This is a genomic window from Aminipila sp. (assembly GCF_032051575.1).
Classification (GTDB): Bacteria; Bacillota; Clostridia; order Peptostreptococcales; family Anaerovoracaceae; genus Aminipila.
The window spans coordinates 178,434-199,562 of record NZ_DAMBYD010000001.1 but is presented as its reverse complement, the minus strand read 5'-3'; the positions used below and the strand labels follow the sequence as shown (position 1 = coordinate 199,562).

At 36.5% G+C, this 21,129-nt stretch carries 16 protein-coding genes; 4 read left to right on the top strand and 12 right to left on the bottom strand.

The window, feature by feature from the left end; all coding sequences use genetic code 11:
* Positions 1–73: 73 nt before the first annotated feature.
* From RTW14_RS00895 to RTW14_RS00865, 7 genes are all read right to left on the bottom strand, one after another.
* Entirely contained in the window at positions 74–1,255 is a 1,182-nt protein-coding gene (locus tag RTW14_RS00895) for a CynX/NimT family MFS transporter (protein WP_312647464.1), read from the bottom strand.
* Between the two features lie 15 nt (positions 1,256–1,270).
* Positions 1,271–2,140, bottom strand: coding sequence for a peptide chain release factor N(5)-glutamine methyltransferase (gene prmC, locus RTW14_RS00890; protein ID WP_312647463.1), 870 nt, complete (start codon positions 2,138–2,140; stop codon positions 1,271–1,273).
* Positions 2,141–2,164: 24 nt separating this feature from the next.
* Positions 2,165–3,247, bottom strand: a complete 1,083-nt coding sequence (locus RTW14_RS00885) for a DUF1385 domain-containing protein (protein WP_312647461.1) — start codon at positions 3,245–3,247, stop codon at positions 2,165–2,167.
* A gap of 39 nt (positions 3,248–3,286) precedes the next feature.
* Positions 3,287–4,702 (bottom strand): transcription termination factor Rho, encoded by a 1,416-nt coding sequence (gene rho / locus RTW14_RS00880; RefSeq protein ID WP_312647460.1) that lies wholly within the window; start codon positions 4,700–4,702, stop codon positions 3,287–3,289.
* A gap of 107 nt (positions 4,703–4,809) precedes the next feature.
* Complete coding sequence (locus RTW14_RS00875; RefSeq protein WP_312647458.1) at positions 4,810–5,949, bottom strand: LCP family protein; 1,140 nt, start codon at positions 5,947–5,949, stop codon at positions 4,810–4,812.
* 174 nt (positions 5,950–6,123) lie between these two features.
* Positions 6,124–7,104 (bottom strand): LCP family protein, encoded by a 981-nt coding sequence (locus RTW14_RS00870; protein ID WP_312647456.1) that lies wholly within the window; start codon positions 7,102–7,104, stop codon positions 6,124–6,126.
* 154 nt (positions 7,105–7,258) lie between these two features.
* Positions 7,259–8,107 (bottom strand): 3-hydroxybutyryl-CoA dehydrogenase, encoded by an 849-nt coding sequence (locus RTW14_RS00865; RefSeq protein ID WP_312647455.1) that lies wholly within the window; start codon positions 8,105–8,107, stop codon positions 7,259–7,261.
* 409 nt (positions 8,108–8,516) lie between these two features.
* Between RTW14_RS00865 and RTW14_RS00860 the strand changes: the two genes are divergently transcribed.
* The gene (locus RTW14_RS00860) at positions 8,517–9,317 is read left to right on the top strand and encodes a hypothetical protein (RefSeq protein WP_312647454.1); all 801 of its coding nucleotides are present in this window, start codon (positions 8,517–8,519) and stop codon (positions 9,315–9,317) included.
* Positions 9,318–9,658: 341 nt separating this feature from the next.
* Here RTW14_RS00860 and RTW14_RS00855 read toward each other — a convergent pair whose 3' ends face one another.
* The 3 genes from RTW14_RS00855 to RTW14_RS00845 all read right to left on the bottom strand — a co-directional run bounded on the left by RTW14_RS00855 (position 9,659) and on the right by RTW14_RS00845 (position 14,150).
* A complete protein-coding gene (locus RTW14_RS00855; RefSeq protein ID WP_312647453.1) occupies positions 9,659–10,924 on the bottom strand; it encodes a glucose-6-phosphate isomerase in 1,266 nt (421 codons plus the stop codon).
* Positions 10,925–10,974: 50 nt separating this feature from the next.
* Complete coding sequence (locus RTW14_RS00850; protein ID WP_312647452.1) at positions 10,975–12,876, bottom strand: polysaccharide biosynthesis protein; 1,902 nt, start codon at positions 12,874–12,876, stop codon at positions 10,975–10,977.
* A gap of 233 nt (positions 12,877–13,109) precedes the next feature.
* Positions 13,110–14,150, bottom strand: coding sequence for a stalk domain-containing protein (locus RTW14_RS00845; protein ID WP_312647451.1), 1,041 nt, complete (start codon positions 14,148–14,150; stop codon positions 13,110–13,112).
* A gap of 235 nt (positions 14,151–14,385) precedes the next feature.
* On the opposite strand from RTW14_RS00845, the gene RTW14_RS00840 reads away from it, so the two are divergent.
* The 3 genes from RTW14_RS00840 to RTW14_RS00830 all read left to right on the top strand — a co-directional run bounded on the left by RTW14_RS00840 (position 14,386) and on the right by RTW14_RS00830 (position 20,331).
* A complete protein-coding gene (locus RTW14_RS00840; RefSeq protein WP_312647449.1) occupies positions 14,386–15,765 on the top strand; it encodes an undecaprenyl-phosphate glucose phosphotransferase in 1,380 nt (459 codons plus the stop codon).
* Positions 15,766–15,797: 32 nt separating this feature from the next.
* Positions 15,798–18,779 carry an O-antigen ligase family protein gene (locus RTW14_RS00835; protein ID WP_312647448.1) on the top strand — a complete coding sequence of 994 codons (2,982 nt, stop codon included), beginning with the start codon at positions 15,798–15,800 and terminating at the stop codon, positions 18,777–18,779.
* A gap of 472 nt (positions 18,780–19,251) precedes the next feature.
* The gene (locus RTW14_RS00830) at positions 19,252–20,331 is read left to right on the top strand and encodes a nucleoid-associated protein (protein ID WP_312647447.1); all 1,080 of its coding nucleotides are present in this window, start codon (positions 19,252–19,254) and stop codon (positions 20,329–20,331) included.
* 61 nt (positions 20,332–20,392) lie between these two features.
* Here RTW14_RS00830 and RTW14_RS00825 read toward each other — a convergent pair whose 3' ends face one another.
* The gene (locus RTW14_RS00825; RefSeq protein ID WP_312647446.1) at positions 20,393–20,695 is read right to left on the bottom strand and encodes a nucleotidyltransferase domain-containing protein; all 303 of its coding nucleotides are present in this window, start codon (positions 20,693–20,695) and stop codon (positions 20,393–20,395) included.
* The gene (locus RTW14_RS00820) at positions 20,695–21,117 is read right to left on the bottom strand and encodes a nucleotidyltransferase substrate binding protein (protein ID WP_312647445.1); all 423 of its coding nucleotides are present in this window, start codon (positions 21,115–21,117) and stop codon (positions 20,695–20,697) included. The genes RTW14_RS00825 and RTW14_RS00820 overlap by 1 nt, the downstream gene beginning before the upstream one ends.
* Positions 21,118–21,129 lie beyond the last annotated feature (12 nt).

Genomic DNA, 21,129 nt, shown 5'->3' with positions numbered 1-21,129 from the left:
TGTAAACTACAGCTTGTATAGTATATCAAAAGCATTGATTATTGGCAAGAGGTTTTTACAAAAACCCTTTTATCTAAATTTGCCGATCTGCCCCTGCAATGTTAGCTGCCACTAAATCAAATATCATTATCACAATAGCTACAGTTATTGGTAATACCCAATTTCCAGAAAAATCATATATGGCTCCTGCCAAAGTGGGCCCAATAGCAGCCATCACATAACCTGCGCTTTGGGCAAATCCTGATAAACGGGCTGCCTGTATGCCATCAGAGGTTCTCATACCAAATATCACTAAACTCAGACTAAAAGTTCCGCCTAATCCTAACGCTAGTATTCCTGTGCTTATAGCAAATAATAACATAGACTTCGCAAATAGTATTCCTAAGAGTCCAATAATTCCAAGGCCTGCCACACTTACCGCTAATCTGCTTTGATTTTTAAAGTACCCCGCCAGCATAGGTGTTGCAAAATTTGCAGGAATTGCAGCTAACTGTAAAATTGTAGCAATTACTCCTGCCGACATAGCAGAAATTCCTCTGTCAGTAACTATTGTAGGCAGCCAGGTAACCATTATATAGAATACACAAGACTGTCCTCCAAACATTACAGCTATCCACCAAGCCAACGGAATTTTATATAATGGTTTCTGCGTTTGACTTTTTACTTCTGTCTTTGCACATGAATCGCTAACATTTGGAATTCTTTTAATCTGAATTATAGAAATGATGATTGCCAGCAAAGCAGTCACTGCCCAAATACAGAAGGTCCACCTCCAGCCCAGTTCCGCCGCTAAAGGTACACTGATGCCCGCTGCTACTCCTGAGCAAATTGACATGGTAGTCGTAAACACACCCGTCATGGTGCCTATTCTATCTGGAAAAAAACTTTTTATAATTGCCGGAATCAACACATTGCCAAAAGCAATGCCCGCTCCTATTAATGCCGTGCCCAAAAGTAATCCAAATATGCCACCAAAAGATCTAAGCATAATTCCCAATAACATCGTAACCATTCCTAGCAATAATGCTTGGATAATACCAGTTTTCTCACTAATCTTACTGATGCAGGGTGACAAAACAGCTATGACTATTAAAGGTACCGTAGTAATAGCGCCTGCAATGGTGTTGGATAAATTCAGGTCTTCTACAATGCAATATAATATAGAGCCCACCGATGTAATGGGAGCTCTAAGACAAATAGCTGTTGTAATTATAACGAAAAATATAAGAACTCTGTTTTCCCTATTAGCATTCATTTAAACTAACTTTCTCTATTTCACTTGAGTTTTACAGATTAACACTCTATCAAACTCATTATAATCTTTTTTAACTTCTATATCTGTATACTGCACCATATGTGCAAGTTTATCTGCTAAGATATTGCCCTGGTTGTGTCCAACTTCCAAAAATAACATTCCACCTCTATTCAAGTGTTTTGGAGCTTCCTTTAAAATCTGTCTGTAAAAATCTAAACCGTCTTCTCCTCCATCCAAGGCAAGCTGTGGTTCATGTACTCGAACCTCCTCCTCTAATGTTGGAATAACTTCAGACTCTATGTACGGTGGATTAGAAACTATTATGTCAAATTTAGTATTGCCCATACGACCTTTAAAGGGATCGAACATATCTCCTTTTTTTATGGTTATATTTGCTTTTAATGCCTTGGCATTCTCCCTCGTAACTCTTATAGCATCTTCACTAATATCACTGCATACAATTTTCATATTTTTGCAAAGCTTTGCTAAACTTATTCCTATGGCACCACTTCCACAACAAAGATCAAGCACCGTTATTTTACCCTTAAAGCAATTTGCATAATCCATAACCGCTTCTGCCAAAAGTTCTGTATCCAAACGTGGAATCAAAACATTCTTATCTACTTTAAAATCATATCCCATAAATTGCTGTACGCCAGTTATATGCTGCAAAGGCAGTCTTGTTGCTCTAGTATCTATCAGTTCAAAGTAACTATTGCATTGACTGTCATCCATAGTTTTGGACCAAATCATAAACAGCTCTCCTCTTTCAAGTTTGAGCATGTAGCATAGTAAGCGCTCAGCATCTACCTTTGCATCATAGATACCTGCTCCTTCTAGTGTTCTCTGCCCCATTTCCAGCATTTCTTTTACAATCATCGCCATTTTATATGTTCCCCCTTGGATTGGTTATTTACCTAATAAAACCTCTTTTGTATATGCTTCATAGTTTGGCATATAAAGGTCTAATTCTTCTGTTTCCTTAGGAACCATAACGGCTTTCATGGCGATTATAGCCACTTCCAACTGTTTTTCATCAGGTTCCTTGGTTGTAAGTTTCTGTAAATATATTCCTGGCAAACTTAAAATTCTTACTAGGCTGTTATCACTGCGGCCTGCCCATTTTAACAATTCATATGAAAGTCCAGCTATGACAGGTATCAGTAATATTCTAGATGTCACTCGCCAAATCAGATTTGGCCACCCTAATAGTGAAAATAGGATTAAACTAAGAACCATAATAAACATCAGGAAGCTGGTTCCGCACCTTGGATGCAAGGTATAAAACTGCTGACAGTTTTTCGGCGTAAGTTCTAATCCATTTTCAAAACAATGGATGCTTTTATGTTCTGCTCCATGAAATTGAAATACTCTCCTAATGTCCTCCATCTTTGAAATCAGTAATATATATATTGCAAATAACACAATACGTAATATACCCTCAATCAAGTTGAGAACCACTTCATTCTCAGTTAATACACTGCACCAGTTAACTGCAATTGTTGGCACAACGATAAATATTCCTACAGTAAAGACAAGCGCAAGCACAACTGAAGCATAAATCATAATGTTCCATGCTGCTTTTTCACCAAAGTGCTTTTCAACCCATAAAGTGAATTTGTCCTTTTCGTAATATTCTGGTCCTTTAATACTACCCTCGTCTGTTCCTGCCGCTCTTTGCTCTTCGCGCATTTTAGCCAGCTCTTCAGCATGGTCGTTTTCATAATTCTCCAAAACTTCAGCAGAGTACATCAGTGTTTTGGTCCCTGTAACAAGTGCCGATCCAAAGGATACAACCCCCCTGACAATGGGAATTTTATCCAGTCTTCCCCTCGGCTTAAGTTTTTCGGTTTTCAGGTGAATGGTACCATCTGGCATGCGTACGGCTATTGCAGTGCGCTCCTCCCCCCGCATCATGATACCTTCCATAACCGCCTGTCCGCCTACGCTAGTGGGGCAGGCTTCTTTTAAAAATATTTTACTTAAATCCATATTTTGCTCCTATTGTAAGTTCTTGTACATTCCTTACTTCTATTTTTGTTCTGCAAGCTTACTCTTCTTTATTACTTGAATAAAATCTGCGTTATTTCTTGTATGAGCAAGATTATCAATAATTGTTTCCGTCACTTCCTGAGTCCCCAGATTAGCCATGGCTCTTCTCATCATCCATACAGCTTCGATTTCTTCTGCACTCATCAGTAAATCTTCACGTCTTGTTCCTGACTTATTTAAATTAATAGCTGGGAAAATCCTCTTTTCAGACAGCTTCCTATCCAAATGAAGTTCCATGTTACCAGTTCCTTTGAACTCTTCAAAAATAACATCATCCATACGGCTGCCTGTTTCTACTAAAGCTGTTGCCAATATGGTAATACTGCCACCCTCTTCAAGTTTCCTTGCTGCACCAAAAAATTTCTTTGGCTTGTGTAATGCTCCTGGATCAAGACCCCCAGATAAGGTTCTGCCTGAAGCCGGTACCACAAGGTTATACGCACGCGCCAACCTTGTTATACTGTCAAGAAGTATGACTACATCTTTCCCATGCTCCGCCAATCTCTGGGCACGGGCCAAAACCATCTCTGCAACTTTTACATGATGCTGAGGCATTTCATCAAAAGTAGAATAAATAACTTCTCCGCTAATAAGTGATCTCTTCATATCGGTCACTTCTTCTGGTCTTTCGTCTACTAAAAGAACGATCATCTCAATCTCAGGATACTTTGACTCAATCGTATTGGCTATCTTCTTCAATAATATAGTCTTACCTGCTTTCGGCGGTGCAACAATAATGCCTCTCTGCCCCTTTCCTATAGGTGCAACCAAGTCAATAAGCCTCATAGCTGTATCACTTCTGGCGTCCGTTTCCAAGGACATCCTTTCCTTAGGAAATATTGGTGTTAAATCATCAAAATCAGGTCTCTTTATAGCCACTCCCGGCTCATCACCATTTACAGTAAGAACATAAAGTAATGCGCCAAAGCGTTCCCCCTCATTTGGTTTCCTTGATATTCCCTTTATTTTATCACCGGTTTTTAAATTAAATCGTCTTATCTGTGACGGTGAAACATATACATCTTTATCACTTGTTAAAAAATTTGAAAATCTTAAGAATCCAAACCCGCCATCCGCCAATTCGAGTATACCTTCCACTTCTGGTCTGTCGTCTTTATGAGGCTTCTGGTCAAGTATTTCATTATTATCCGATCCTGTTCCTGCTACATTTACGTTCTCTGCCATTTCATTCTGTGCAGCTGTGGTCTCAGCTTCTTTTATAATATCTGGATCAATAATAACAGTTGGATGATTTCCATCTTGTGCATTTTCACCGGCACCAAGTGCTTCAAGAAGTTCTGCTTTTTTCATTTTCTCATATCCTTCGATAGAAAAAGCCTTTGCAATTTCCCTTAGCTCTGAGATTTTTTTATTTTTTAAAACATTTTGTTCCATAAAAATTCCCTTTCAAAAATATTATATAACCCCCAAGCCCGGGGGTATATAATACATTTCTAAATTATTTCGACAAGCTTCACTCCGTCAGCTAAAAATTTGACATATTAATCTGTCGTTACTGCACTCTCAGTGGTTTCATCAGATTGGACCGAATAGATCTGCCTTATCATATCTTCTGTTTTATCCTTATCTGGATAAACATAGAATGGAGGCTCTGGATCCGGGTTATTGGGAAGTGTGTACGTTGAAATGCTATCTCCAGAAATCCCAACAGCTTTACTTGCCAGTCCTATGGCCGTTCCCAGGGTAATATCTGAATCTACATTTTGAAAAACAGTTTTAGCAACAGAAGGGAGGCTTAAACCTATGCATTGTCTGAAAGCACTTTTTACAAATTCCTGTTGCGCCTTCACTCTCCCTAAGTCACCTTCTGCATATCCATGTCTAAATCGTAAAAACTGAACTGCATGCTTGCCGTCCAAAGTCTGTTGCCCCGCAGGAATAGCAATCTTTAAAGGAGGTGTGTCATAAGGATCGTTATAATACATACCACCTTTTTTCTGTATGTTAGGAATGTCCATAGGAACTCCACCCATTGAGTCTACTATTTTTTCGACTCCATCATACTCTATAACTGCGTAATAGTTAATAGGCATACCACATAGCAGTTTGCTTACTGCTTTTGCCGTATTTACAGGATTCCCTTTATATGCTGCATTTAGTTTTTTCTCCGCTAACCCATTATACCCTTTTCTTTCATAGTATGTATCTCTAGGTATGGAGATAACAGCAACCTTATTATTTTCTATATCGAAACTTACAAGCATTATAGTATCAGTCAAACCACCGTTTACTCCAAGCAATAACACATTCGCTCTTTTAGAATCTTTAAACGATTGAAAAAAAGGACTGTTTTCATCTACTAGAGATTCTAATTGTAATTCTTCTTCTAACACCGGAGTATATTCTTTCCCCGGGTCAAAGGGATTATAGTTTGCAATTTTGTCTATAGCCGAAGTTACTCCTAAACTTCCTGCTGTCAAAATTGCAAATGCAATAATAAAAGTCCTTAAAAATAATTTGCCACCGCTAGTTTGTTTTTTTACTTTTATTTTTTTCCCTGTTTTAGCTGTCTGTTCCATCTGATAATCTTCATAATAGTCATATCCAGCTTTTTCAACTTCTCTCTGTTTTGCTCTTTCTTCTCGTTCCCTTGCCCTTTGTTTCTTCTCAGCTCTGTTCATTTATCCGTTTATAACCTCTCTTGTTTTGTTTCCGTTTCCCTTTTTATTATTCCTGAACTTATATTTTATACTATTTATGCGTAAAAATAAATACTATAAATCAAAAATGTGGCTACAAAATCAAAAGAACTGCCGCAAAATTTGTGGCAGCTCTCTCCTAAGTATTTTGGTGAATTATTCTTTATCTTCTTCATTTTGTGCTTTATCTTCACTTGCAGATTCATCTTTACTTGGTGGATTATATATTTGTTCAATCATTTCACCAACTTTAGTCGTATCAGCAAACCAATAGGATGCTCCATTTACGGTCTTTGGCCCACCAGGTGTCAAATAGGTTGACATATTTTCAGTATCAAGGCCAATTGCTTTGGTTGCAATTTTTGTTGCCATACCCAAGGTTATATCTGAGTCTATTTCCTGTAATCCCAATTTTACTACGCTTGGTAGTTCTGGACCGATTGCCTGTTTTACTGCTGACTGAATAAATTGCTGCTGTGCCTTCACTCTTCCAATATCACCCTCTGGATACCCATGCCTATATCTTAAGAACTGTACAGATTTTTTTCCGTTCAGGGTCTGCTGTCCTTTCTCAATATATATATGGAGTGGAGGTTTATCATAAGGATCATCATACTTCATAGTAAATGGAATATCCATAGGTACACCGCCTATTTTATCTACTATCTTCTCTACATCACTAAACTCAATTATTGCATAATAGTTAATAGGAATACCCAGCAATGTGTCGCTAACAGCTTTTGCTGTTCCAATAACGCCTTCACTTCCATAAACGGCATTTATTTTTTGTGCTGCAGCCCCTTTATATTTAGGTCTTGGATAGTACGTATCACGAGGTACTGAAATTACATCTACTTTTTGATTTTTCATATCATAGCTTGCAAGCATTATTGTGTCAGTAAGTTTGTCATTATCCCCTAAAATTAAAATGTTTACACGATTACTTTTTGAGAATAACTCATAATACGGACCACTTTCATCCACTATATAATCCATATCCTTCATAATTGATTCGCTACCCCCGAATATACGAACCTCCCCAACCTTTCCTAATGCAAAACGCACTGGCATAAGGGCTATTGTGAATATTACAAACGATATTAAAAAAAATAGTGCAAATTGTTTTTTGTTATTCATTTCTACTTCCCCTTTTATACTCATTTCTTCAATATATACTAATTTGTACTATTTTGCAAGAAAAAATGTGGCTTCTTGCATCCATATTTCCCCAAAATTTAAAAGGTCATCTGTAAACAGATGACCTAAACATTTTTCTATATAAAACTAAGTTTTATTTGCTGTAATCGAAGAAACCAATACCAGTCTTTCTTCCTAGCTTATTTGCTCTAACCATTTTTCTTAGTAATGGGTGAGGTCTGTACTTTGTATCACCAAATTCTTTATAAAGAGTTTCCATGATAGCAAGACAAACATCAAGACCAATTAAGTCTCCTAATGCTAAAGGTCCCATTGGGTGGTTCGCACCAAGCTTCATAGCTTCGTCAATGCCTTCTGCATTAGCAACGCCATCAGCAAGTATACCAACAGCCTCGTTAACCATTGGAATTAAGATTCTGTTTACAACAAATCCAGGAGCTTCTGCAACATCTACAGGAGTCTTTTTAAGATTTGCAGTTAAAGCAAGAATTGTTTCTCTTGTTTCATCTGAGGTAGTAAGCCCTTTAACAATTTCAACTAACTTCATAGCTGGAACTGGATTAAAGAAGTGCATTCCGATAATCTTGTCAGGTCTGTTTGTTGCAGCAGCAATTTCAGTAATTGAAAGGGCTGATGTGTTTGTAGCTATAATAGTTTCAGGCTTGCAAAGCTCATCTAATTCCTTAAACAAAGCTTTCTTTGATTCCATGTCTTCTGTAGCCGCTTCAATAATAAGATCTGCATCTTTAACGATAGAGATATCAGTTGATCCGTGAATTCTGCCCATGATTTCCTCTTTGTCTGCAGCAGTAATCTTTTCCTTAGCAACCATCTTATCTAAATTCTTATTTACTGTAGCGATACCCTTTTCAACTGAAGTTTCTCTTCTAGCTCGAAGTACCACTTCGTATCCATTTTGAGCAAGGACCTGAATAATGCCAGCGCCCATAGTACCTGTTCCTAATACACCAATTTTCTTCATCACAATTGTCCTCCTTAGTTTATGTAATCATCCTTCTAAGCATTATCAATGCTATTGAATATATTATAACATATTCTTCAAACTTGTGTTGTTTTTTTTTTAACGCAATCAATGTTTGTATTTTGTATGCAACCCTTACAGTTCCCAATATCCGTGGGTTTTTGCTATTTTTCTATATTTTTATAACGTTATTTTTTTAACGATTAGATTGCTGCCATATTTGAATTTTCTGATTTAAGTAGCTATTCTGTTTGATTATATCATACAATAATGTAATATTTTGTCAAATTTTATTTGACTTTTTATTGTTCCGTATTAAAATGTAAATATATGTAAATCATTTTAGCTAAACCTATCTAATCTGGTAAAAAGTTATTTTCGTTTTTTGAGTTGTATTAATAGGGGATATATGGAAGAAATAAAAAGTATTTTAACCGCTGAATATCAATGGGAACAGACATTACTCATTAAATATCAAACGGAGTTAAAAAAGCTTCCCAAAGGCACGTTATGCAAAAAACACAGAAATAATAAGGTGTATTATTATCACCAATATAAAACGAGTACTGGGCAGTTTGAACAAAAACTACTTAAGCAGAATCAATATTTTTTTGTTGTGCAATTGAAAAGGCGTAGATTTTTAGAAGAATCAATAAAATCTATTTCTAACAATATACATCTTCTAGATACTTTTATTACAAAGTTTCAAGCTTATTCTCCTGATGATATAAGTAATAAATTGGCTTGTACATATAAAGACCTTCCCTTAATATGTTATAATGAATCTTACACTAAAGATGTTAAGACATGGATTCATGAGCAGTTTGAAACTACAGATAAATATCCTGAGCATAAAGTCCATCAAACTTCAAAAGGTGAAATGGTTCGCTCCAAATCAGAGGCTCTAATAGCATGTATGTTAGATGCCTATCAGGTTCCTTACAGATACGAAGCTGCTTTACGATTAGGTAAAGTAAAGATTTTTCCTGACTTTACTATACTTCGCCCAAGAGATAATAAAATCATATATTGGGAGCATTTTGGATTGATAGATGACCCGGAATATTTGGAAAAGGCATTTAAAAAGATATTATTATACCGAGAACATGGTATCAACTTGGGAGACCGCCTGATTATTACCTTTGAGAGTGCAGACGGCGGTATTGATGTTAAAGAACTTCAAGATATTATTAAGATTAAGCTTTTATAAGGATAAACGGATTAGTTTTTTTCCATTTGTGTCCTAAATTAACTAATTGAATTATTTTAGGGCAAGTTCTTCTAACTATCTTGCCCTAAAACCCTTTATTGATTAAAAATTAGGGCAAAATTAATACGCTAGATTCCATTTTGCCGCTTTACGAACATCTTATAACCCAAAATAGTTATTTTATGTGCCACAATTTTATAAAACCTTGCCCTAAACAGGAGAAAAGCATTGATTTAGGATACAAATCTTTATTTTTTCACTTTCCAGCTGATTTTACCTATATTCTGTACATTGTTTTCAGAGAACTTACAGTTGATTCTCTAATTTCAATTTTAGATAACCTATAGCTCCGTTAATCTTTTCTTCATTTCCCTTTTGTACTGCTCTACCCCAGGCTGATTAAATGGATTCACCCCCATTAAATATGATGTAATGGCACAAGTAGTTTCAAAAAAATAAATCATTTGTCCAAAATAAAAAGCGTCTAACTCTGGTATATCAATTTTAACCATAGGAATTCCTGCCTCTTCATGAGCAGACATTACACCTTCCATGGCTGCCTTATTCACCTGATTGATGCTTTTACCTGCCAACAATTCTCCTGCACTTTCAGGAATAATGATATCCTTGGAGGGTTTTTCTATATTTAAAACCGTCTCAAAGAAAATCTGATGTCCCTCTTGCAGGAACTGTCCCATGCTGTGTAAATCTGAACTAAACCGCAAGGAATCAGGGTATAATCCTTTACCATCTTTCCCTTCGCTTTCACCGAAAAGCTGCTTTATCCACTCAGCAAAGAATTCTAGCTGTGGTTCGTAATACTCAAAGATTTCTATGTCCTTGCCCGATTGCAAAAGAGCATAGCGGACAGCAGCATAATCTGCAGCATCAAAATCCCAGCTAGGTGATGTTGCCATTGCCTCTGCACCGGCCAGCATAGTCTTAATATCAATCCCAGCCACTGCCATTGGTAAAAGGCCTACAGGTGAAAGGACTGAATAACGGCCTCCGATATCATCTGGTACCACAAAGCTCTCATAGCCTTCACACTCCACTTCTTCCCGAAGCACCCCTTTAGCAGCATCTGTAATAGCATAAATTCTATTTGCAGCTTTTTCTTTTCCATATTTATTTATTAAGGCCTCTTTCAACACAGCAAAAGCTATGCTCGGTTCAATCGTTGTTCCTGATTTAGAAATAACACATAGGGACACCTCTTTTGTTCGAATATCCTCTAAAAGCTTTTTTAAATAAACTGCACTCATAGTATTTCCCGCGAATTTCACAGCAGGGTACAAACTTGAGGGTATACCCGTGCCATAAACTTCATCAAACCCCACCAATGCATGAATTGCCGCACGAGTACCCAGATAGGATCCTCCTATTCCAATCACAATCATCTCTTCGCACTGTTCCTGAATTGCAATTGCGGTATTTAAAATCTTCTCTAACTCCTCTTGGTCTATCTGCATGGGTAACTTGACCCAGCCTGTCATTTCTTCTTTTTCTGACCAAAGCTTTTCCATGGCATTTTCTATATCCCCTGAATATTTCGCTATTTCTTCTTTGGAAATACCTGTCTTTGTAATATCAATCTTTAAATCCATCCATGGTTCTCCTTCATATCGTCAATCGGCAATACGCTTTGCCGCTTTCTCTATTTTTGTGGTGTGTAATTGGGTACAATTTCATGAAGCCACTCTTTAACCTCTGCTTCATTCATATCCGATACTTTTTTCACTTCACTTTCTATGGATTCCTGTTGGTCTTCTGCATCCAGCATAGCTTTCAATGCTGGATTCGCCGGAAGTGGATGACCTACATAAATTTTATTATGTGCTGTTTTCTCTATGCCCTCTTCATCTAGTAGCAATTCTTCATAGAGTTTCTCTCCCGGTCTCAATCCAGTAACCGCAATATCAATATCCACATAAGGGACATATCCTGATAGCCGGATAACATTTTCTGCTAAATCCAATATTTTTACAGGCTCACCCATATCTAAAATAAATATTTCGCCCCCCTGTGCCATAGCGCCTGTCTGTATGACCAATTCAACAGCCTCTGGTATGGTCATAAAATACCTGGTTATATCCTTATGAGTAACGGTAACCGGACCGCCTTTTTCAATCTGCTTTCTGAAAATAGGAATTACCGAGCCATTACTCCCTAAAACATTTCCAAAACGAACCGCCGCAAATGTAGTTCTTGAATTTTGACTTTTTTCCTGTAATATCATTTCCCCTACACGCTTAGTGGCTCCCATTACATTAGTAGGGTTAACCGCTTTATCTGTTGAAATCATTACAAATTTCTCTGTTGCAAATTCTTCTGCTAGATCCATCATATTTTTGGTACCCAGAATGTTGTTTACAACTGCTTCTTTCGGATTTTTTTCCATAAGAGGCACATGCTTGTGAGCCGCTGCATGAAAAATTACATGGGGTTTATACTTGTCAAATACTTCTCTCATTCGTTTTTTATCACGGACAGAAGCAATAACAATTTCAAATTCTAAGAAACTATAGTTTTCACGAATTTCATTAGAAAGCTCAAATACAGAGTTTTCATAGATATCTACAGCAATTAGCCGGCGTGGTCTGAATTTTGCAATCTGACGGCAGAGTTCAGACCCAATTGATCCGCCTCCACCTGTTACCATTACAATTTTACCCTCTATATAACTGCTAATTTCTCGCAAGTTTACATGGACCGGATCACGCCCTAAAAAATCCTCAATATCTACATCTCTAAGCTTACTGATACTAACCTTATCATTTATTAAATCAATTAAACTAGGTAACATCTTAATCTTGCAGCGAGTACGCTTACACTCATCCATTATGGCTTGTATGGCTTTCTTATTTGCAGAAGGAATTGCAATAATGATTTCATCCACTGCATATTTTCTGGCCGCATGCTTAATTTCACCACGTCCGCCATAAACTTTTACCCCACAGATCCGATGTTTCTGTTTGGACACATCATCATCTATGGCAACCACTACTTTTTTACCATACTCATGGTGGTTCTTTATTTCATTTATCATAGACGCTCCTGCTTCGCCAGCACCCACAATCATTACTTTTGTAACGTTTCCGCCAATGAGGTCTTTCCTGCCAATCCTCAGTACAAAACTATTAAAAGTTCCTGGATTTCTTAAATTCCTTATAAAACGATACGAAATCCTGCAGGCTGATAACAAAAAAACCATAAACAAAAATGCCATAATATAAATCCCTCGTGGCATAGACAAAACAGAAAAGGTTACATAAAACATAACTAATAGCTGTGCCACTCCAGAAGCCCCAACTATTTTTATCAATTCCTCTGTGCCTGCATAGCGCCACATACTAGTGTATAAACCAAAAACGCTAAATGCAATTAAACATGCTATAGTAATTGGAAATAAATTATTGGCATATATCCCGAACCACGCATCAAATACGGAAGTATTTACATTAAAATCAAATCTCAGCAAAAATGCTGCAATATATGAAAGGTTTACAATACAAATATCTATCAATAAAAGTATTGCAATTCTTGAAAATTTAACCATCTTTTTTCTCCTGAACTATTCACTTATTATCTATTGTAACTACCCATTACCTTTGTCCTCTTCTACATATTATACATACAATTCATAAATTGGGGAAATGGAAATCCTGACCAGCATCAACTGGTCATAAATTCGTTGCAAGTATTTCTGCTATCGTAAAAATAGGGCGGGTAAAAGAACCCACCCTTTCTATCGCACTGGCAATATCTATTTTTACTATTCTATTCTATAGTCTACAACGCCTCTATAAGCTTCCTCGCCGTATTCATTTTTGACTGAGAGTCCAAAGCAAGGTTTACAAAGGTATCCGATAACATAGAATAATCTTCCTTCGCAACAGCTAAATATGCTATATTTTCTAAAATAAGCAAATAATTTTCTGAGACCTTTGAAAAATTATATAGAGCTTCCTGCGCCGCTTGCTCTTCCTCTGTCATTTTGCTTTTCTTCATATTATTTATAGCAATTGTCTGTTTTTCAGCAATTTTAAGATCTACACTAATAGAATCTGCCAGCATTACTTTCATGGCAGCATCTGTAGTCTTTTGCACATTTACTATTTTCTCTGTAGCTTGATCATAAATTTCAATAGCACTTTCGAGCTCTGCCTTTAACCGTTTTGTATATATAGAAGGCTCTGCTTCTTGCTCTTGTTTTTCTTGCTTATCACCAATGGTTATAGTTTTCGTAACATTGTCCCACTGTATTTGCTTCTTCATCATTCCTGATATGGATCGAACTGGTAAATACGTACTTCCTTCATATACAATTGGGTAAATACGATTTTCACTTGCATCCCTAAATTGCTGCACCTCAAAATCATACATTATGGTAATGTCTGATCTGACACTAACAGTTACCTGTGCAGATTTCCAAGTTGGCTGAACATAGTCTTCTTGATCAACCCCCTGTGCCGCCCCTTTATTTTCCGTACTCATTTTAGCTTTTGATTTGTTTGGATTATTAAACGTTTTCCCAATATAAACTGTTTTGCCATAGTTGTCCCACTGTATGTCTTCATTCATCAGCGCAGAAATTGCACGTACTGGAAGGTATGTACTTCCATTGTAAACGATTGGGTACACCCTCTGTCCTTTTACATCTTTGAAAATCTGCATCTCTTGATTTAACTGCACAACAATTTCAGGCTTTACATACGCAAGCACATTACTTGATGCTGTCTTTCCCGATACAGCTCCATACGCCAAATTAGATGTTCCTAATACTAAAGACAGCGACAATAAAATCCCTATAATCCTTTGATTCCTTTTCATGCTTCGTTCTCCCCAATGAACACTACTAGTTAGTTTTAAATTTACTATTTATAAATCCCTATTATTCTCTAGTATACCATTTTATGGGCAAAAAGCGCAATAATTTTTTAATAATTACATTTTATGTTATTTTATATTATCCTGTACACATTTTCCCTCTAAATATGTTATAATATAATGTCTATGCCTATGGTCTATATTCCCATATAATTAGAACTCAGGAGAAAATTCAAATATGATTAAGGAAAATCAAAAAGTATTAAATCAATTTAACATTTTTACAGATGGCGTTATTATTCTTTTGGCAATGGTGCTTGCATACATCATACGTTTCACTGTGTTTCAAGGTGAATCAGGACACGTAACACTAAAGATATATATAAGTTTAGGCCTTGTGGTTATCCCCCTTTATTTACTAATCTATACCGGCTTTGGCTTATATGAATCCTTTCGCCAAAAGGATTTTTTAAAAGAATTTGAGCTTATTATCAAATCTAATCTTTTAGGGATTGTATTCCTTTTAACTTGTCTTTTTATGTTTAAGAAGATTGACCTGTCCCGATGGACATTGGTGTTTTTCTTTATTTTTAACATAGTAGGCACAGCTTGTAAAAGATACTTTATGCGTGATATTTTGAAAAAATACCGTCAAAAAGGATATAATATCAAGCATATAATCCTTATTGGGGCCGGCCCACTGGCAAAAGAGTATCTTAACGCAGTATATAAAAATAAAGCGTTAGGCTTCTCTGTACTGGGTTACATTTCTGCCAGCAAAGCACTAAAACATCTACGGTATTTAGGAGATTATGATAACATTTATGAAACCCTTGACTTATTTAATGCCGATGAAGTTGTTGTCGCTTTAGAAGCCGATGAATTTCAGCTATTGCCTAAGATTATAAGCAGTTGTGAAAAATCGGGTACCAAACTATCCGTTATTCCTTTTTATTCTAGGTACATGCCTTCTAATCCATATATGGACGAAATAGAAGGGATACCTCTCATCAATATGAGGCGCATCCCTTTGGATAACTTGCTTAATGCTATGGCAAAACGAACTATGGATATAATCGGTTCACTTGTGCTGATATTATTTTCTGTACCTATTATGTTAGTGACAGTTATAGGTACAAAGCTATCGTCACCAGGTTCTATTATATTTAAACAAGAACGAATTGGATTAAATAAAAAGTCTTTTACTATGTATAAATTTCGATCTATGCGGGTAAATGCCGTAGAAGAAACTGGTTGGACAACCCTGGATGATCCCAGAAAAACTAAATTTGGATCCTTTATACGCAAGTTTTCTATAGATGAGCTGCCACAATTTTTCAACGTACTAAAGGGGGATATGAGCCTGGTAGGTCCAAGACCGGAAACACCCTTCTTTGTGGATCAATTTAAAGAAAGTATTCCACTATATATGGTGAAGCATCAGGTTCGCCCCGGCATTACAGGCTGGGCACAAGTTAACGGTTTACGAGGTGATACTTCCATAGAAAAACGAATTCAGCACGATATTTACTACATAGAAAACTGGACCATTATTTTTGATATTCGTATATTATTCCTAACGCTGTTCAAAGGCGTAATTAATGGGGAAAAATTATAGATTAATTAATTAAAACGGAGGGAAAAATTAAAATGACAAAAAAATTCACGGATCTGCTGCCTGCTGTATTTACACTACTTCTCATACTTGCTACCGCAATGATGGGTTCTTTTGATCTTATGGTTCAAAAGTGGACCGCTTTCATATGCTTAATTGTAATACTTGGGCTAATGCTTGCACCTAAAGTAAAAGATGTGTTTAAATCTTATACAACACCCCTTTTTATCGCTATTGTAGGTTATGTTATCTGGAACGGCATATCGATATTCTATGCTGCTGTTCCTAAAGGAGCTTTATTTGAATTTACTAAGTCAATTGCTGCTATTGCCGTGTTTTTTGTGGTGCTTACATTTACTGCACCAACTAAAAGGGGTGTTAAACTTGTTTCAGGGATAACCTCCATAACAACTGCTTTTTTTGCTATTGTCTCTATTGATGCAGCTTCAAATGGTCCCATCGCTGCTGCCTTTAAAGCCTTTATGGGCTTATTTACAGACAGTATGGCTAATTGGGGCGGATTTGAGGATGGCATTCGTATCACTGGTATATTTGGAAACGCCAACACATTTGCTGGTTTCATGGCTCTTGGCGTATTTCTTTCTATTTTTCTTGTTATTCATTGTGATTCAAAGAAAAATCGTACGATTTCAATAGTACTTTTGGCTATAAATTCATTAGCCTATATTTTGCTTTTCAGTATGGGTTCATTGTTTATGTTCTTAATTGCCTGCATCCTTATGATCGCTACAAGTAATAAATCCGAACGACTTTCAACCTTTATTCTAATGGCTGAAACGGCTGTCATTACTTTAGTGTTTACTGGAGTATCACTTATTACTCTAGGTTCTTCACCATTGATTCCTCTCCTGTCAATCGGTTTAAACGCAGTCGTTCTTTGGTGCGCTGACAGCTTTGTTCGTCAGCCTATTACTGACAAACTTGCTTCCAATACAAAGGGTACCCTGATTACAGGAGCTATTATAGTCCTACTAATTGTTGGCTATATTATTGCTGCGCTTAACATCACAGGCCCTTTAACTTTGACTGCTAATGAAACGGTAATGCGTGCACTTTATCTTGACAAAGGGGAATATAAATTAGCGTCTACGGATAGTTCAAGCGCAGGCCCTGAGACCTCTACTACAGTTAGAATTATTACACAAAGTTATACAAATCTTAAGGTACACACTTCTACTGAACTTTATAACGGACCTTTAAAAGCTGCTGAATTCTCTGTACCTGAAGATTCAAAAATTGTTAAATTATTTTTTACAGGCAGCCCAAGTGGGAATCGCATCGAAAAAGTGACTTATGCACCTGCCAATAATAATTCTGATTCTAATAAAGAAATGGTCTCAATTAAACTTGACTACAAACTTCTTCCTGCTATAGCAGCCAATCGTATACAAGATTTAAGGGCAAACGAAAACTCTGTACAGCGTATGGTTTTCTTCCAAGATGGGATGAAATTATTCGAACAAAGTCCTATCATTGGGCATGGTCTAAATGGTTACGAAGACGGAGTTGCTTCCGTCCAGAATTTCTATTATGAAACAAAATATGTTCATAATCACTATATTGAGACTCTTTGTGACCTTGGAATTGTTGGTTTTGGATTATTTATGTCTATATTAGTTCTATGTGTTATGTCTATTATTAAACTAGTTAAACGTAGTAAAACTGCTGACTATAAAAATGCTGGTGCTTTTGCTCTTCCTGTATTAGCAGCTTGCATATTCCAAATATTTGGTCAAGCGATTACTGACGTTACTTGGTCTACAGGTCCATTCTTGCTTATTGCTTTTGGAATTATAGCACTGCTAATAATAATCGATTCTAAGTTATTTGTAGATGAGGTTTCATTAGTTGAACATGTCTCATCAAATAGAACAGACTGCACAGATGAGGTTAGTGTAAAACCAAATGGTAAACTAGTGGTTACTGGGGGTATGGTTTCAAGAATAGTGATTATTGCTATAACTCTTTTAATGGCTGTGCTTGTTGCTCTAAACCTTTACGCACACTACAAAGCTGCCTCCGGCAACTGCACCATGGAACAAATGGCTGGTCTTACTAAAATTGATAAATTTGAAAGTGATGATTATAAAACTACTTATATTGTTGCTACCATCACCTACGGTCTTGAAGAAAACTATGATCAAGCAAATAAATTTGCTGCTGAATTAACGGATAATACTGAAGCAGTTTTAAATTACTTACTTCCTTACTACTTTAGTACAGAACAGGATAACAAACTTTTTGAAACAGGTTCCATTGCAGTGCGTAAAGAAAGGGCTTCCCCTGAAGTTTGGAATCGCTTATTTAAAATATTTGATACGGCTATTGATACTAACCGAGATGACCCAATGCTAGTTCTTGTGCACTTGTTCCAAAATAAAGATTATTACATTGAAGGACTTCTTGGATACTACAGAAACTTACAGGAAAGAAACGCCACCTATCTTGATGATGCTATGTTAGATGCTGGTAATGTCGCCTTGATTGGAAAGCTTCTTGGTATTGAAACTCTTGATAATTCCGGGCTTATTCAGGCAATAGATGTTTTTTCTAAAACCATTTTTAACTCTGAGTATGCTGTTGATGCAAACAACGATGCAATACCAGATAATGTTTCTGCTTTATCTGGAAGTACTGTCTGGGGACAGAACCCATCTAAAAAAGGAAGTGGTTTCGATGGAAGCATGAGAGCTGCAACAGGTACAACCATGGAACTTGACGCCTATTGTGTAAGAGGTGGAGAGTACACTGTAAGATTAGCAGGCTTAGCTGGCTTGAACGAGGATTCTGCTCCAAGAGATATATCCGTAACCGTGGACGGACAGCCTTTAACCGTTCAGTATGACGCAAGTGGCGCGTTCATTAAGGTTAATCTGAAGGGGGCCGTAAAAGCGGATGAATCAAAAAATATTCAGGCAGTACCTGCAAGTACGGAAAAAATTGTAATTAGCTTCCCTACAGGAGCACAAATGACAAAGGTTACTCTTAAGAAATAAGCATTAGAGAGATTTTCTGATTTGAAATTATTTAGATTTGAAAACTTTGATACAAATATAATGTGCGGATGGGCTTTGCCCGTCCGTATTTTTGTTTTTGAACTTGACTTCTAAGTCTACAGTGAGTTTGACTATGGAATTCCATGTATCCATATATTATAATCCGATATTAGTGGTTGGAGCCTCTGATTGCAATAATTGGGGATTTCCAGTGCTTAATCTTGGGAGAATTAGGGTTTTGTCATAATTAGTGCTTTTTACCTAGCCTTAGGTCAAGGTTTTCTAGCTTTTGTTGACTATTTTACGTTTTTATAGACTTAAAGTTATTGAAGTGTCATGCTTTCATTATGGCAGGAATCACTAACATTATTGCAAAAGGGAAAATATAAGTTTCAATGTCATTGAAATATTGTGGTATAATAGCAAATGAATGTTTTACAGCTCACCATAATTTGGAGGATAATAAAATAAAATGAATGATATTATTATAGATAAAGCTATTTTACATATATTAGATACAAGTATTGATGCACCTGTATTGGCAGACAAGCTAATGTCTTTCAGCCCACAGGCAAATGAATTTCTAACAACTCATATTGCCCGGGCGATGGAGGATGGGGATATCAAGAAAGGCGGCTTTAAAAAAGGTGGTTCCTCAAATGTAGAAGACACCGTTCACATGGTGGAACCTGGTTTGGCAACTGATGCTGTGGCGTCGACTGACAACTTTGATACAGAAGGATTTAAAAGTGCTATCAGCAATTTAGAGCCTGCAAACTTCATTGTTGTTTCTCAGCAGCTTGCGCAGAACATATTTGATCTGGCCGTGATAAACCCTGGCATTCCTGCTGCAGATGTTCTTATGTGTCACTTTAAGTATGATAATGGGATATACTTTGGCCTATTAAAATTTAATTATAAACAGTCTTACATACACCACTTTGCCATGGTCGGAGATGAAAAAGAAACAGGAATCGTACAGCAGAATGCAACGATTGCAAACGAGAATCAAAAGTTAGATGAATTTGCTTTTATACGATTAGATGATTTCACCGTAATGCTTAAAGAAAAGAAATATGAAATAAACGGAGCAAAGGAATTCTATCTATCCAACCGTATACTTAATGTTACTACTGATCTTTCACCAAAGACCAAAGTAAAGATTGTAGAAAAAGCTGCCGAAAAAGTTATCAAAGAATATTACGGGGATGACCCTTTAAAGGTGTCCCAATTAAAAACTGAACTAAAAACCTGCGTGGATGAAAGCAGTATCGTAGAAATAGACCGAATAACCAATTCTGTATTCGATGGCAATTTCTCTGCTCAGCAACGTTATAAAGATGAAGTAGCTCAGAAAGGTATTTCAGGACGTGCTTTTGAAGTAACCTCTGAGATTGAAAAAACAGTGGCCAGAAAACAAAAGATAACAACCGATACAGGCATTGAAATAAGCTTGCCCGTAGACTATCTTGAAAATCAGAAAAAAATCGAATTTATCATGAATGAAGATGGGACTATGTCAATCTTAATCAAAGCGGTAAACATCCGTTAAAAATGAAATAAGAGCCTTAGAAATGCATAGTATATGCATTTCTAAGGCTCTTAGCTTAAATTTAACTTGTAGAATATATCTCGATCCCAAATTCCTCAATATGCCTGATTAATTCTTTATTTTTGATTGAATTAAAAATAAGTAAATCAAATTCATAAGGCATAACCGTTTCTTCTAAAGCATTAAGAATCTGGGTAATAATTTTATGACTAATATTTTCACCAACTAGTGCAATATCCACATCCGAACCCTTTTTATAATTGCCCATTGCTCGACTTCCAAATACAATTCCTTTTTCTATTTGTTTATATTTCAAAAAACAGCACTTTAGCTGAGCTATCTCATTCTCCTTCAGTCCAAACATTATTCCATACCACCCGATTCACTTAATTTTTCTAGTAAAAAATTTTGTAATGAATCTAATATAGAAACATAATTTTCTTTAATCCTCACGACTGCTTTTATAGCGTCTTCTTCATCATAAGTGTGCGAAGTCAAATTTCTGTCTTCTAGAGCTTCCAACCAGGTATCTCCATCTTTTATAACACCTATCTGAAAAGCTTTTTTAATAGCTTCTCTTGGGGATGCTACTGTATAGCCTTCAACCTCCAAATAGTCTTTAAGTACCTTCCATGCCAGTTCAAAGGCAGTTTCAAAGAGCTGCATTAGACCAGCGCGTTCAAGTTCCGTATACTCTAACCTATCTGCATATTTTTCAAACAGGCAGAACGCTTTATCAAAATTTTGAAATCTTTGCTTCCATCGAATTTCTTTTAAATTTTTCACCCTACTCACCTC